At 65.7% G+C, this 13801-nt stretch carries 21 protein-coding genes and 2 pseudogenes; 11 read left to right on the top strand and 12 right to left on the bottom strand.

Going from position 1 to position 13801, the window contains the following annotated elements:
- On the top strand, positions 1-486 hold a 486-nt coding region (locus ACWIGU_RS44420), incomplete at its 5' end, for a transposase (RefSeq protein ID WP_454407634.1).
- A gap of 299 nt (positions 487-785) precedes the next feature.
- Positions 786-1037 carry a hypothetical protein gene (locus ACWIGU_RS44425; RefSeq protein ID WP_454407635.1) on the top strand — a complete coding sequence of 84 codons (252 nt, stop codon included), beginning with the start codon at positions 786-788 and terminating at the stop codon, positions 1035-1037.
- 10 nt (positions 1038-1047) lie between these two features.
- Here ACWIGU_RS44425 and ACWIGU_RS44430 read toward each other — a convergent pair whose 3' ends face one another.
- The 4 genes and pseudogenes from ACWIGU_RS44430 to ACWIGU_RS44445 all read right to left on the bottom strand — a co-directional run.
- Positions 1048-1233, bottom strand: a complete 186-nt coding sequence (locus ACWIGU_RS44430; RefSeq protein WP_454407636.1) for a hypothetical protein — start codon at positions 1231-1233, stop codon at positions 1048-1050.
- Positions 1234-1298: 65 nt separating this feature from the next.
- Positions 1299-1484 (bottom strand): hypothetical protein, encoded by a 186-nt coding sequence (locus tag ACWIGU_RS44435; RefSeq protein ID WP_454407637.1) that lies wholly within the window; start codon positions 1482-1484, stop codon positions 1299-1301.
- 456 nt (positions 1485-1940) lie between these two features.
- Complete coding sequence (locus ACWIGU_RS44440; protein ID WP_454407638.1) at positions 1941-2843, bottom strand: aminoglycoside phosphotransferase family protein; 903 nt, start codon at positions 2841-2843, stop codon at positions 1941-1943.
- 276 nt (positions 2844-3119) lie between these two features.
- Positions 3120-3227 (bottom strand): annotated as a pseudogene (locus ACWIGU_RS44445) (IS982 family transposase); the annotation flags it as partial.
- An 84-nt stretch (positions 3228-3311) separates the two neighbouring features.
- Between ACWIGU_RS44445 and ACWIGU_RS44450 the strand changes: the two are divergent.
- Positions 3312-3701 (top strand): hypothetical protein, encoded by a 390-nt coding sequence (locus ACWIGU_RS44450; protein ID WP_454407639.1) that lies wholly within the window; start codon positions 3312-3314, stop codon positions 3699-3701.
- Positions 3702-4623: 922 nt separating this feature from the next.
- Entirely contained in the window at positions 4624-5145 is a 522-nt protein-coding gene (locus ACWIGU_RS44455; RefSeq protein WP_454407640.1) for a hypothetical protein, read from the top strand.
- Positions 5146-5550: 405 nt separating this feature from the next.
- Here ACWIGU_RS44455 and ACWIGU_RS44460 read toward each other — a convergent pair whose 3' ends face one another.
- From ACWIGU_RS44460 to ACWIGU_RS44475, 4 genes and pseudogenes are all read right to left on the bottom strand, one after another.
- Entirely contained in the window at positions 5551-6177 is a 627-nt protein-coding gene (locus ACWIGU_RS44460; protein ID WP_454407641.1) for a CBS domain-containing protein, read from the bottom strand.
- A gap of 10 nt (positions 6178-6187) precedes the next feature.
- Entirely contained in the window at positions 6188-6340 is a 153-nt protein-coding gene (locus ACWIGU_RS44465) for a hypothetical protein (protein ID WP_454407642.1), read from the bottom strand.
- A gap of 941 nt (positions 6341-7281) precedes the next feature.
- Entirely contained in the window at positions 7282-7512 is a 231-nt protein-coding gene (locus ACWIGU_RS44470) for a hypothetical protein (protein ID WP_454407643.1), read from the bottom strand.
- A 169-nt stretch (positions 7513-7681) separates the two neighbouring features.
- A pseudogene (locus ACWIGU_RS44475) lies at positions 7682-7759 on the bottom strand (transglycosylase SLT domain-containing protein); the annotation flags it as partial.
- Positions 7760-7861: 102 nt separating this feature from the next.
- Here ACWIGU_RS44475 and ACWIGU_RS44480 point away from each other — a divergent pair.
- The 6 genes from ACWIGU_RS44480 to ACWIGU_RS44505 all read left to right on the top strand — a co-directional run bounded on the left by ACWIGU_RS44480 (position 7862) and on the right by ACWIGU_RS44505 (position 11783).
- Entirely contained in the window at positions 7862-8158 is a 297-nt protein-coding gene (locus tag ACWIGU_RS44480; protein WP_454407655.1) for a trypsin-like serine protease, read from the top strand.
- A 101-nt stretch (positions 8159-8259) separates the two neighbouring features.
- Entirely contained in the window at positions 8260-9159 is a 900-nt protein-coding gene (locus ACWIGU_RS44485) for a hypothetical protein (protein ID WP_454407644.1), read from the top strand.
- A gap of 333 nt (positions 9160-9492) precedes the next feature.
- Positions 9493-9744 carry a hypothetical protein gene (locus ACWIGU_RS44490; RefSeq protein ID WP_454407645.1) on the top strand — a complete coding sequence of 84 codons (252 nt, stop codon included), beginning with the start codon at positions 9493-9495 and terminating at the stop codon, positions 9742-9744.
- A gap of 3 nt (positions 9745-9747) precedes the next feature.
- Positions 9748-10125, top strand: a complete 378-nt coding sequence (locus ACWIGU_RS44495; RefSeq protein ID WP_454407646.1) for a toxin Doc — start codon at positions 9748-9750, stop codon at positions 10123-10125.
- Positions 10126-10577: 452 nt separating this feature from the next.
- Positions 10578-11318, top strand: a complete 741-nt coding sequence (locus ACWIGU_RS44500; protein ID WP_454407647.1) for an SDR family NAD(P)-dependent oxidoreductase — start codon at positions 10578-10580, stop codon at positions 11316-11318.
- Between the two features lie 12 nt (positions 11319-11330).
- Positions 11331-11783 (top strand): ABC transporter permease, encoded by a 453-nt coding sequence (locus ACWIGU_RS44505; RefSeq protein WP_454407648.1) that lies wholly within the window; start codon positions 11331-11333, stop codon positions 11781-11783.
- Here the strand turns inward: ACWIGU_RS44505 and ACWIGU_RS44510 are convergent.
- The 4 genes from ACWIGU_RS44510 to ACWIGU_RS44525 all read right to left on the bottom strand — a co-directional run bounded on the left by ACWIGU_RS44510 (position 11739) and on the right by ACWIGU_RS44525 (position 13516).
- Positions 11739-11903: a hypothetical protein gene (locus tag ACWIGU_RS44510; RefSeq protein WP_454407649.1), complete on the bottom strand. Its 165-nt coding sequence runs from the start codon at positions 11901-11903 to the stop codon at positions 11739-11741. The genes ACWIGU_RS44505 and ACWIGU_RS44510 overlap by 45 nt on opposite strands.
- A gap of 220 nt (positions 11904-12123) precedes the next feature.
- A complete protein-coding gene (locus ACWIGU_RS44515) occupies positions 12124-12687 on the bottom strand; it encodes a hypothetical protein (RefSeq protein ID WP_454407651.1) in 564 nt (187 codons plus the stop codon).
- Entirely contained in the window at positions 12684-13115 is a 432-nt protein-coding gene (locus ACWIGU_RS44520; RefSeq protein ID WP_454407652.1) for a hypothetical protein, read from the bottom strand. The genes ACWIGU_RS44515 and ACWIGU_RS44520 overlap by 4 nt, the downstream gene beginning before the upstream one ends.
- A 77-nt stretch (positions 13116-13192) precedes the next feature.
- Entirely contained in the window at positions 13193-13516 is a 324-nt protein-coding gene (locus ACWIGU_RS44525; RefSeq protein WP_454407653.1) for a hypothetical protein, read from the bottom strand.
- Between the two features lie 166 nt (positions 13517-13682).
- Between ACWIGU_RS44525 and ACWIGU_RS44530 the strand changes: the two genes are divergently transcribed.
- Positions 13683-13801 (top strand): transposase (locus ACWIGU_RS44530; RefSeq protein ID WP_454407656.1); only part of this gene is annotated, 119 nt, incomplete at its 3' end.

Here is a 13801-nt window from a genome sequence, read left to right on the forward strand (position 1 = left end):
GCCGGATACGACGCGCCCCGCCTCGGCTTCCTCCTGGGTGACCTGCCGGTCCAGGTGCTGGCCAGGATGCGATCCGACCGCGTCCTGCGCAGAGCGGCCCCACCACGGCTCCCACACACTCAGGGCCGACCGCCGCGGCCTGTACGCCGACGAGCTCGGGCATCAGGCATGCTGGCCCTGCATCCGTCGCACCGACGAGCAACTCGCCGCGATACCAGGCCTGTAAGTCAGCCTCGCCACCTGCATGACCCCCGGCAGCGGGACAGGCGGGCCCGCCGTCTTCGGGAGCCGCACGGCGCCGCTCCCGCTCCGCCTGGAAGTGCTGAGCCTTCACGCTCGCGGAGGCGTCGTGACGATCCTCCAGAGCAGGCTGATCGATTGGCTCGAGCAGCTCGGCTACCGGCATCCGCGCTGGGAGGGCGGCCTCCAGCAGCAGTGCGAGCAGGTCGTGAATCGGCTCCGCGTCCTACTGCCCTGGGCGACTGAAACCCAACTGGCATTCGACGAGTTCAGCCGCGAGGCAAGCCAGATCCGCGGCCTGTGTCACGCTCAGGTCGCCGGCGAGAAGCCGCCCACCCGCGTTCCCGTCGCCTGCCCTTGCGGGTACCTCCTTCGCGTCACTCTCGACACCCCCGGCGAACAGGACCGCGGCTGTGGAACGCAGTACGGGCACGGCCCGCTCATGGACTCGCCGTTCGCCGGGAGAGCCGCGGCGTGAGGCACTGTGGCGGCGAATGCATCCCGCACGTACTTTGGTCGGCACATGCCACTCACTGGGGGGGACCATGACGACGTCAGCAAGGATCCTCGTCGGCAAGGCCGAGACCGAAGTCGGCAAACTGAAGAACGGCAACGCCCACCCCGACGACATCAACCGGGCTCAAGCCGCCACACAACTCGCCCTTGCCGCCAGCAGCGTCGAACTGACCACCGCGATAAACGACCTTCTCAAATCCACCAACGCGAGCACCGGCGGCATCAAGAAGATCGTCGACGCGGTCACCAAGAGCGTGAACGGACTGACCGCCAAGCTGTGACGGTGCGCACCTAGCCCCATGACTGGACGCGCGCGGCCAGGTGCATCGCCAGGCTGCGCGCCCAGTCCCGAACCACCGGCTCACTCGCCGCCACCAGCGCCAGCACCTCGACCACGTCCTGCGCCTCCTCCAACGTCACCAGTGGCAGCAGTGGAGCCGGCGGATCCACGACGGTTGGGTCGTCGAAGTCGTCCATCACAGATCCCCGTACTGGGTAACCGGTACCCCCGGATCCGTTGCCGGAACCTCCGGGTACACCAGTCACAGCCGCTGATCCAACCTGATTGCCAACTCGCGAGCTGCCTCCGGCACAAGGCCATCGCCCTGCCCGAACAACCACATCGCATACCGGGCCGTCCGCGCCTCACTCTGAGTCAGCAGGGGCAAGAGCTCGCCGCCGGCCTCCAGCTCCCACGACAGCAGCCCATCGATCTCGTCATGAAACATGTCGACAACGGCTCCCCGAGCACTTTATTGATCACCGGGCCCGCAGTCCCAGCTGCAGTCCCCGCACGGGGATTCGGCGGGGTATCTCGCTGATGTGCGGAAGGAGCCGGAGCTGGCGACCCGTGCGTCGGCCCGGCGGCGGGATGCGGATCCCTGTCCGGGGCGTTACCTGCCCGACGGAGCCCGCATGAGGGGGGCCGTTGCCCAGGCCAAGGATGGCTCTCCGGCATGACAGGCGAGGTTGGATAGGCCACTGGTCAGAGCCCTCCAGACGGGGCTACGTCTCTTCCGCAACGCCGCATTGTCGACCATCTCAAGATCGGCCCTGGTCATTTTCAGGCAACCTCCCGGAGCCTGAACGGACCGTCAGCCGTCACTCAGCGAGCGCGCATCACGGAAAGCGAACCAGAACCGGTTGCAGTGAACGAAGCCAGATGTCCAGTGGCGATGCTTTCCCTACGCCCGTTCCGTGCGATTCAGGAGGATGACCACGCGTTCAAGAAGTTTGGCCACGTTCTCGATGCCTGGTCGAAGGCTTCGCTGGTGGACGAAGACGGTGAGATCGAGGGCCACTTGGGCGAAGCAGTAGGCGAGAACGCCGGGCCCTGCGACTTCCTCGCCGGCGGTACAGAGCATCTCCATTGCCTCAGGAGTGATGTCGTGGGCGCTCAGAAGTGTTGCGTAGTCGAAGACTCTGGTGCCGCTACCCAGCGCTTCCATGTCGATGACACCGCTGACACGGGCGTCGTGAAAGAGGATGTTCCCGGGTCGGATATCACCGTGGACCAGGTCGCCGGTGGGCAAGGTGACCGTGCCGTGGACGGCCAGAAGGCGCTCACAGGCGTTGGTGAGATCCCGTCCAGTGGGGCCGGTCTCGGCTGTCTGGTGTCGTAGCTCTGCGGCTTGGTCGGCCATGCGGGCTGTCAGGATCTGCGACCAGCACCGTTGTGGGTCGGGGTCGAGGCCGGCGTGCATCTCCAGGACGTCGATGAGCAGTTGGGCCTCGTGTGCGGTCACGTGACTGCGGCTGCGACCGGGTACGAGTTCCTGGATCTGGTAGCCGAGGCCGTCTGTGCTGGTGCCGACGGCGTGCCATGCCGGGGTCGGGTATCCAGCGGCGCGGATCTTCGCCACCTTCCCTGCGGCACGCTCGATCTGCGGGGCCCAATCGCGGTTGGGGCTCCACTTGAGCACCGCTTGTCGGCCTGTTGTGTCGATCAGGCGCCAGGCGCCTGATTGGACTCCGTCATCGAATCGGTGGACCAGCTGGAACTGCGTGTCCTGTGCGTGGTTCGCCTCGCACAGAACGGTCCGGGCGGTGCGCGCATCGGTGCGGTCGGGCACGTTGTCCTGGTGCATTGTGGGATCTCCTAGGCAAGTCAAGCGAGCCGCGGTCGGCTAGCGACGGCGGCGGGATGAATGCGTTGACCGCCCATCACGTCGACGGTGCGGAGAATCAAGCCACGTCCAGCACGCTACTGAGCCCTGCGCCTGAGGCGCAACGGCATTGCCGCTCGTGTACCTCCCACGGCCAACGGGTATGCGATGTTCTTGGTGACCGACTCCGACCCGCAGACCTGCGCGCGGGGCGCGCGGAACTGACACCACGGACTCTGGGAAAGGGCAACGGCACCTGCTCAGGCGGGGCGTATTGCTGACCGGCGGGCGCCATGGCGCCAGGTCGGGATGTTCCTTCAGTATGTCGTCGGTCGTCGCTTGGAGAGCTGTCGCTAGGGTGTCCACACGTCGTTCGCCATAAGACGATCTTGGACACCCTCGTTCTCGTCTCCGCAGGCACCCCTTGGACTACACCACCAGGAGGAACCAGTGTCATGCCCGCAACTGCTCACCCCCGAGGAGAGGCTCGCCGACGCGAAGAAGCTGTTGAGCCTCCCGCGTATCGTCGTGATCTGCGGCTCCACCCGCTTCATGACCGAGATGACCGAGGCCGATCTGCGGGAGACCAAAGCCGGAAAGATTGTCGTCAAACCGGGCTGTGACATGAAGTCGCCGCACGAACTTTGGTCCGATCCTGTCGAGGCCGAGGCGCTGAAGGTTCGACTCGACGATCTGCACCGGGCGAAGATCCGGCTCGCTGACGAGGTGCTCGTAGTCGGCGACTACATCGGAGACAGCACCCGAGCCGAGATCGCCTACGCCCGGTCGCTGGGCAAGCCCGTGCGGTTCACGCACCCCGAAGTCGACCCTGACGCCTGACCGCCCGCTGCCACCTCGACAACCAGAGTCGGCAGCCTGCCGCCTGACCGTCTCGGGGTGGCTTCGGCCGCCGCCCACCCCACACCCTCCACAGGCATCCCTTGGAATTGAACATCGAGGCTGGTGGTGCCCCGACAAAGCACTCAAGGTCACCTTCGCCCGCTGACCCTGGTTCAGACTTCGCTAGTCATGGAGACGGTGACTGCGGCCGTCAGCCAGGAGACCCCGCGCCGGATACTGCGCGAGGGCGAGTTCCCGTGGAAGACCCCCACTGCCCGGAAGGCGTCCAAACGTCCGCGCCGACTGCGAGCCGTCTACAACTGCACAAACGGCGTGAGCACATGCTCGCGCCTTCGATCTGGCCACCGGCAAACTGTTTTCCGCGACGGGTTCCGTCGCCGGGATCGACCCGGGCATAGCCAACTTCCTCGCCACCTCTGACGGCGGATCCGTCCTCAATCCGCGTCACGGTTCTGCGTGCCGGGCTGGTCCGTCAGAAGCCGCACCGGCGTAGCGAGAAGCCCCTCATTCATGAGGAGGAGTCACGCCGGTCACGGCACTGTGGAGCTGCTGATGCTTACGGGCAGGCGCCTGTTTGAGGTGCCATGCAGTCTTTACGAAGCGCTCCAATGGGTCTGCTTGGACGGGGTGCCAAGGAGCGCAGCCCGAGGCTTCTGCCGCATACCCCGCTACACATTATTCAGATAAGCCCACAATGCGTGTATGGTCGTGATTTTGAGGTTTCCGAGTCCAATGTGGCGCTTGCTTCAATAGCAAACAATCTGAGGGTATTCGCCATGGTTCGCCACCCCTTCCGAGCTGTGCATTTATCTATCAGGATGAACGTCCCAGGCTGGGCGGTCCCGGCGGCGCGGGGGAAGTGTGTCCCGTCCTCGGGACTGACGGATCTGGAGGTGCACAAATGCGAGGAGTCACACGGCAAGCCGTGGAATGGCTGTCAGCCGCCTCGACCGACCCGCGAGCGTGCAAACGGCAGTGGCACGGAGAGACCGGGGTGGCGGTATTGACCTGCGGGCGATTCTGGGACGTGCTGAGCGTGCCGGAGGAATTGGGCGTGCTGGCTCTTGACGCCCTGCTGTGCATCTCTGAGGCGCCTGGCCCCGCGCTCGCCGACATCGCAGCCCGTCGGGTTGGCTTCTTCCTGCCGCCCGATCCAGTCGGCCGCTGGATCGGCTCGGACGTCCGATATCTGGGCAAAGGCTCGTGGATCACGGTGCCCGCGCCGCAGCAGGCTGCCGGGAGCCTGTGCTGGCTGGTTTCACCGGATGGTACCGGTGCGCTGTTCCTGCCCGGCGCCGTGGAATTGGCCCTGCAGCAGGCGCTTGGCGTCCTCGCCGCGCAGGCCAACAAGCAAGAGCGATGCCCGATGTGTAGAGCATCCAATGCCAAATCTCGGGTACGCAGCGGCAGTCGGCCGGGGTGATGCCAGGGCGCCCAGGGCCGAGGACGCTGGGTCGGGAACGCACCGCGGCGTGAGACCCTGCAGTCGACGGGCATCAGCTCGGTCTGCCCCTTGTCGGCGAGGTTGTCGGCGATGCTACTCAGCGCCTACGAGACTGGGCAGACCACCGCGACCAGGCCCGCGAGACTCCTGCGTGCTTCCTGTTTGGGCAGTGACCGGAAGTGGTCGTCTTGTCCTGCAGACTTGTGGAGGAGGTCTCCCTCCGAGATCAGGTCGAGGGGATGCCTCGCGGAGTCGACGACCGGTACCGCCGACATCTGCCGTTCGGTCAGTGTCGGACGATGCCTTTCAAGGCGACGTTGTGAGGGACGGTGATGACCTCCCAGGTCATCGCCTCGTCTGTTCTTCGACCCTCACATCCTTCTCCTACCGCTTGGTGGTCGTTGGTGGGTCGACCGACATGTCGTCAAACTCGAAGCCGAGCCGATCGATCACGTCCACCACCCCGTCGACGCTGTGGCACAGCCGCACGACGACAGGGATGAGCATGCGCCGTCCCACCGTGCCGCTGAGGGTCACCACGCCATCGGTGACCTCGACGGACAGAGCCGATGGGCTGAGCTGGAGCGTGCGGGTCAGCACATCCTCGACGATCTCTTCCCGGATCGACTGGTCACGGCGTAGGAAGAGCTGTATAAGGTCGCTGCGGCTCACGACTCCGATGAGTCGGCCGGCGGCGTCCACCACAGGCAGCCGCTTGACCGCATGTCTGCCCATGACGCGCGCGGCACGGACGACGCTCCATTCCGGTGCGGCGGTGATGGCCGGGCTGGTCATGATGTCGGCCGCGGTGGGCGCGCCCCTCCCGGAAGGACGTCTGTGGAGGAGGTCAGCCTCGGAGACGACACCCACGGGACGTTCGGATTCGTCCACGACGGGCACAGTGGTGATGTCGAACTCGTCGAGGAGCCGGGCGATCTCCTTGAACGGGGTGCCGCGCTGAACGCTGATGGCTGTCGGGGCCATCAGGTCGGCGACGGTGCGGTGCCTCATCGTCGTCCTCCTAGGGGACTTCGACGTCGGACTGTGCGGTGACGTCGGCGATCCCCTGAACCGTGCGTGAGAAGCGCGTCAGCACATCGCTCAGGGCCGCGTTGGGGACGGACTCCGGCAGGTGGACGATCCCCTCCGCAGCGTGGAAGTGCGCCTGGCCCATGGCTCCTCCTGGTATATCGGCCCCACGTTCGAGCCTCGGTGACGTAGGGCCTCCGTGGTAGGTCCGTCCGGGGTCCAGAGGGGACTGACTGGTCCCAAGTGGACTGAGCCCTCGCGGTCACAGTGGGTGATGAGGTCGGCGAGGCGGTCCATTGCGTCCTGCGACACCCGCGAGCCATCGCTGCGGCTGTCGCAGGCTGTGCCGTGCGAACGGCTTCGCGCCATCCTCGGAACAGGTGGAGGCGGCGACAGGAGACGACTTGGCCGGTCGTCCTTCTCCCAGCTTGATCCCTATCGCCAGGGCACCTCCCGTCGTTGCACCGGCCTGTTCGCGCTTCACGACCGTTGGCCATTGCACAGGCAGAGGTAGCGGCCGCGCGCTGGTCCGGCACCTGATCGCTGGGCAATGTGGACGCCGAGTTCGAGGTCCTGGGGCCGCCGGAGTTCGCCGCGCATGTCCAGGAGTGGGGTGCCCGGTTCATCAGGACCACCCGTGCACCGGGTCCGGACTCGGGAGTGGGTGGGCCCGCAGGCTGAGGTGTCGCGCCGTCAGCAGAGAGGCCGGTTGTGATGACTGACGGTTGACGGTCGCGGTGGTCCGGCGTGGATCGATGTGGCCCAGCCATGCGTCGTGACCGTCGGTCTGCTGAGCCTGGTGTGACTTGGGTGCCGGCCTCGGACATACCGAGGTGGTCGAACACCACAATTTCGGGGACGGCACGGGTTTTGGATGACGTATGCGGCGACACGGATTGTGGGTCGGGTTGTCCCGGCATGGTCAGTGACCAGCGCCTGTCAACGGTCGCCAGGGGCGTAGGGCCTTAAGTTTCCGCACGGGGCCGATGGTGACATGCCCCAGACTGTGACGCCTGCCCGCCGGACAGAGCGGGCGGGGCCTGCCCCTCGTCCCCTTCACCGTCACAGCCCGCAGGCAGAGCCCTCCTACAGCTTCTCCCACATGTACGCGGCGCCGATCGCGACGGGCGTGACGACGTTCGCGTCGGGCGTGATGACGAGTAGTGCGCCGCTGGTGTCCTCGAGGAATCCGTCGGTGCGGGTAGCACGGTGGTGCTGGGCGAGTGGAGCCCAGTGCCGGGACCGTTCTCGCGGGTGCGGGTGCGGGTGCGGGTGCGGGTGTGTGGTGCTGATCGATGCCGCCTCGACCGCTGCCATGGCGTGGGGGCGTCCGGTGGGCAGGGTGTGCCGTGTGGGTGGCTGGGGGATCGGCTGTCGTGGGCAGGCCGGTCGCGAGGGACGCGGCCTGCGGTGGTTCGTCCCCTCGGCCCGGTGCGGGGGAGTGGGCGGCTGCTGACGGCCGTGTGTGTGGGGGCGTCGGGCCGGATCAGTACGCGGAGTTGACGTTGTCGATCGAGCCGTAGCGCTGCGCGGCGTACTTGGCGGAGGCGGTGATGTTGGCGACCAAGCCACGATCAGGGCGAACGACCCCGGCATCAACCCCCTCGGAACCGTCAGGTACTGGGGCGGCACCTACGAACAGATCGACAGCTCCCGCTTCCCGGTCATCGGGGAGCACATCGACCGGATCGGAGTCTCCAGTCAAGATACGACGGGCAGCGTCACCAACCCGCGTATCACCGTCAACATCGAGGGCACCCAGGTGGAGGGCCTGTTCGAGTCGAACGTCTGCGCTCTTGGCGGCGACAGCGGAGGGCCGGCGCTCAACGGTTCAACGGCCCTGGGACTGCTCTCCGGCGGCACTGGCGAGACGGTGTGCAACTCCTCCTCCGGCGGTACGTACTTGAACTACTTCATGCCGGTGCAAAAGGTAATAAACGATCACGGCCTGCACGTCTACTGATGGCCCGTCGCCCACTGCTGCCGCAACCAGAGGAACCTGTTTCGGATCGGCCGCGTCACACTGACAGGACTGCCGATCCCAGTTCTCGTCCGGGAGTTCACATGCGGGTTGCATCATCGCGCTCCGCCAGCCTGCTTGCCGCCGTGGCCATGGCTGCCGCCGGCCTGGGGGCAGTCTACGGGTGCGGCAGCCAGCAGAAGGCTGGCGACAGCCAAGAGGAGCCGGCGCACCGTGCCCGAAAAGTCGCCACAGCCTGGGACGGGTCAGCGGCATCTGCGGCATGGCGTGCCGGCTACCACCCCATGGGGGAAGTGGTCCAGCTGCCGCGGGGCGGCCTGCGAAGCAAGGCTGATGTGCAGGCTTACCAAGCCCAGAGTTACGTCCTGCGGGGCACGTTGCCCGCCACCTGGCCGAAGAGCGGCCGGGCGGCGTGGGCCGGGGGCAAATCACTCACGCGACCGCTGACGGGGGTGGACGCGTCGTACAACACCCTGGCTGACGGCCGCAAAGGCGGAAAGCCACACCTGGCTGTGACGGGGGCGAAGCTGGGTGAGATGACGGTGAACACCAGCCGCGGACCGGCAGTGGTGCCGGCCTGGCTGTTCACACTCGAGGGTTACGACTCGCCCCTCAAGCAGGCCGCGGCCGTCCCTTCAAAGCTGCCCCAACCGCCGATCAAGCGGGCCAGCAACGTTCCCGGATATCCGATCGACCGACTGGTCAAGATTTCCGCGGACGGGCGATCGGTAACCGTGGTGACCCTTCAGGGTGCCTGCGACAACCGCCCGAACGTGCATGCATGGGAAACACCCGACAGCGTGGTGCTCTCAGCGGACGTCACGGGCAAAAAGCGCGATGGCGTCTGCACCAAGCAGGGGAAGCTGCAGCAGGCGACCGTGAAGCTGGACCGCCCGATAAGGGACCGCGTCCTGCTCGACGCGATCACAGGCAAGCCAGTTGCCTTCAAGCCGCTGCACGGACCCTCGCCAAGCCGGAGCTGATCCGAACACAATGGCGGTACGGGCGATGTATCCACGCAACGTCGTCTCTTGGTCGAGGCAGTGACCCGGTGGACTGGACACGGAGCGGTGCTGAACGCATGGGTGAGGACTCGCACCTGGCTCGAGCCGCATCCCTGGAATACGCCCGCCCCAGCTCCGCGGCCTCCAGGGCGAGCCAGTCGCACCACTTCCTCAGCCCAGGCATCCGCACGATCTGGACGCGTACCGAGCGCATGGCGTCGCAGCGACCGCCGGCCCCAGCGGGGTACCTCTCATCACACGCCTTGACCTGCGATGATTGATGGCAAGGTACCTGGACGGTAAGCTGCAGGCATGCCCGCCTTGAATGTGGAGTTCAGCGAAGAGGAGCTCAACGAGCTCCGCGAACTGGCGCGAGAGCAGGGGGTCACCCTCAAGGCCCTGGTACGCGCCTCGACCGCCGACCAGATCGCCCGCCACCGTGCGCTGAAAGAAGGCGCCGAGGTCTTCGCCCGCGTCTTCCACGATCCCGCCCTCGCCGAGGCCATCGCTGCCTCGGGCCTGGATGACGGCCCGGCGATCGGGGCAGCAGGACAGGCCGCCTGACCGATGCCGCCTGTCATCCATATCGACATGCGGTGGCTCCTGCAGCAGCAGGAGACCGCCCTGCCCGACCACCCGACCGTCGGCGACTTCTCGGCGCTGATGGCCGGCGTGGCCCGCCACCGCGTCGACCCACCCCGGGCAGGCACCGACTCCGATGCGTCCTGGCGCGCGGCAGCCCTGCTGCACACCTTCCTGCTCCTCAAGCCGCTGCCCGCGTACAACATCCGCTTCGCCTGTGCCGTGGCGATCGCCTACATGCATGCCAGCGGTGAAGGCATCGACGCCCCCTACGGTGAACTCGTCGACCTTGCAGGCGAACTGCTCTCTGGGAAGGCCGACGTATTCACGGCGGCCGACCGCATCCGCGCCTGGCGCCTGTAGCAGGTACTGAACCGAGGACCTCTGCGGCACGCCCCGTGGGCCAGAGCCGCGCCTCCGTGCTCTGGCCCCAGAGGGACCCAACTGGCATTCCAAATCCGCTGAGCCCCCCCCGCTGCGTAGCGGGGAGCAGCGCTGGCCAGCACCTGGACCGGCTGGACATCACGCTCTCTTCCCGCTGCGGAGGCCAATCATTCGTCGTCACCGGTCTATACGTAGCGCACCCGTCAATCTCCACGAGCAGTGTGGCGCGCTCCAGTCTCCCGCGGACGTGATCAGCGAAGGCGGGCTCACTGGCCACCCATGACCAGGTGGGGCGCGGCCCCGGGCGGGACCATGATCAACGATCGGCCCGGTGTGGATCCCTCCCCGCCCCGGAATGAACCATCAGGATCATCAGTTACAGAAGAAACAACCGACAGCATGTCGTTCCTCTCGACTCAGAGGAGCTTTCCATGACTGCAGAACTGGACGGATCCACCGCTCTTGTCACCGGCGCCACCGCTGGAATCGGCCGGGCCATTGCCCTTCTCCTGGCAGCGTCGGGGGCCTCGGTTATCGTCCACGGGCGGGACGAGCAGCGAGGTGCGGAGACCGTCAAAGAGATCGCTGCCGCAGGCGGGAAGGCCCGGTTCATAGCTGCGGATCTGAGCAGCTCTGAAGATGTCCTGCGTCTTGCCGCCGAAGCAGGCGAAGTGGACATTCTGATCAACAATGCCGGTATCTATCGGTTCGCTAGTACGCCGGACACCACCGCCGAAATGTTCGACGCTCAGATGGCCGTCAACTCACGCGCGCCGATGCTCCTGGTCGGTGCCCTCGCCCCAGGAATGGCTGAGCGGGGGCGAGGCGCCATCGTGAGTGTGAGTACAGGGGCGGCTACCACGCCGGTGCGGGAAGCGGGTGCTTACGGGGCCTCCAAAGCTGCACTCGAACTTCTCACCCGAGTATGGGCTGACGAGTTCGGCGCCCAGGGAGTCCGCGTGAACGCCGTGGCCCCGGGCCCCGTCTATACCCCCGGGACGGAGGAGATGGGGGGTGAAACCCTCCAGGTGATTGGGCGAACCACCGTACTGGGGCGGGTCGCAGACCCTGAAGAAATCGCGGAAGCGGTTCTGTTCCTTGCCTCCTCCCGCGCCAGCTACATTACCGGCGCGGTTCTCGAGGCACGCGGCGGACAGCTCGCGATCGGATGACTTTGGGCTGGGGTGACCACGTCGCTTTCCCACACAACAGGAGTCGCCGGCGCGGCGCTTCTCGCCCTGGCGATGGGCGGGATCCTCGGTGCAGTAAACGGAATGATCGTCACGGTTCTTCGTGTCAATGCATTCATCACGACACTGGGCACGTCATCCCTGTACTCCGGTGCAATTCTCTTCATCTCCGACTCGACCGCGTACAGCAATTCGGAAAGCAATTTCATGTGGCTTGGGAGCGGCACCCTCTTCGGCGTTCCCGTCTCTCTTGTCTGTCCCGCCCTGGTCTTCGTGGCGGGCCTGATAGCCATGGAGCGTATGCGGTTCGGGCGCCGCGTCTACGCCATCGGCGGCAGCAAGGAAGCTGCGCGTTTGTCCGGCCTCCCGGTCCAGAGGGGCTGTCTTCGACATGTGGATCTCCTAGTGATCGGAGACCCACGTGTCAATGGTGATCGTCAGTTTTAGAAGGCATTCGGCGAGCAGCATGGTGGCCTCGCGCTGAGGCAGCGCTTTCCCTTCGAAGACGTCGGCGGTGACCCAGCACAGGATGTCCACCGGGTAGTACTTGTCGGTCGCCTGGCTCATCGAGTTGGTCGTGATGCGCAGGACCCGCAGGACGAGTTCGGCGACTTCGGAGGCAGGGCCTCTTGGTAGCGGGTAGCAATCATGTTCGGTTGAGATACGGCTACTGACACACGGTCCGCAAGGCACTGGATCTGGTCTGGTCAGGCTGAACACTCCGGTCGAGTCCGTCGGTTGATGTCAGCCTTTCGGCAAAAAACTCGAAGACGGCCCCACGGTGTCACTACCACCCTGCGACATCCCAGCAAGGTGACCACCATTCCTTCCGGTCTTCTTCGGCTCTCCCTCTCGCTTCTGACATGGCGTCGTCATCGCCGCGCTCATAGGCCTGCCGGAGCGCCTCAACATCCTGGACCGTGTACCGCATTGACCTGGCGATCTTGGAATCGCTCACGGTTCGAGCGGCTTCTTTCAATCCTTCGATGTACCTCGTTAACGACACGTCATCGGGGAGAAACATCGATACGGGAACTCCGCCTTGATAGAAGGCATGCAGTGCTTGGTCGCAGCCCGCATGAGTCGCGTTGGTCTTCTGTTTGCTCTTTTGGATGTGGTCGTAGGCCCACCATGCTCCACCGCCGAGGATTCCTATCACGATCAGAGTGACGAGCCCATTCTTCACCGACGTAACAACAGCGCTCCATGGGAAGGTCACGGTGTGCTTGTCTGGAGCATGGAAGTGATTGTTCTGGACGCCATGGTTCCCGTCCTGCAAGGCAGCTGGACCGTGGAATTCAGTGCGCTTGGGAGTACTGCGGCCATGGTCATCGCGCTGCGGGGTGGTCATCCGCTGTGGCCGAAGTGGTTGTCCTGACGATTGTTGTCGCCCGTCTGGATCGCGGTGGGACCGTGGAAGGTACTGCCAGCGAAGGGCGCTGAGGCGTCACTCGTAGCGATGGGACCGCTGTCTACCAGCGCACGAAGTTCCGCGACCGCGGCGGGTAGCTCAGCACCTTCCAGCCGAGTCAACAGCACCACGAACTCAGCCTTCCAGGCAGCTGCCTGGCTGCCCGCCGCTTCCTCGTCGGGACTGTCCGTCAGTGCTGTCGCGGTCCGGTCCAGACGTTGCCTCCCCGATTCCTCGCTCTCGTGACTGCCCCGAGCCATCAGGCGTGCGGCGCGATCCCGGATCGCATTCCACCCATCAGTGCCAGCCGCCTGCACCAGTGATGCTCCTCCAGCCGAGGCCAGCGCCAACAGTGACTCCGAAATCATCCGCCCACTCCCTCCAATGACGGCCCTTCACAGCAGGCCTATCTCCCCAAACTGCCAATATATCCAGGCTAGTTGAACTAGGTACCGCACGCCGCAGGGTCGTCGGTGCACTGCTCGCAGATCGCCGTGTGGTTGAGCTGGGCGGGATACACGTACCGCAGGGCGCAGGGGCGGCAGCCGCGGGGAAACCACCGGGCCGCGGTGCCGTGGGCGACCGTCTCCCGCGCGCCGAGATCGATGGCGGTGGAGTTGCTGAGGGCGACGGCGCACCACACGCAGGCCCTGCCGCGCACCTGCGGCTCGGACAGGCCGCCAGGGGCTGGGACTTGGATGGGCGGCGCCTCAAGGGTGTTGCTCGGTCCGCTTCCCGCACCGGATGTTCGACCCGTAATCTCGGCCATGTCGACTCCTGTCGGTCGGCCGGCCCCGGGACCGTTCACGCGGTTGCCCGGACGCTGTACGACTCATGGAATCGGCGCGATACTCGGGGTGACAGTGACGGGGCGTCCTAGGCACTGTTTCTCGGATCTCCTGACATGAGTGGGGAGTTGGAGCCAGGCTGGCGGTATGGGCCGTGGAGATCTGACGAAGGCGGAGTGGGATCGGCTGGAGTCGTTCTTACCTCGTGGTGGCACCCGTGGGGGCCGGTGGAGCGATCACCGTCGGGTGATCAACGGGGTCCTCTA

The organism is Streptomyces sp. NPDC055400, from assembly GCF_053644375.1.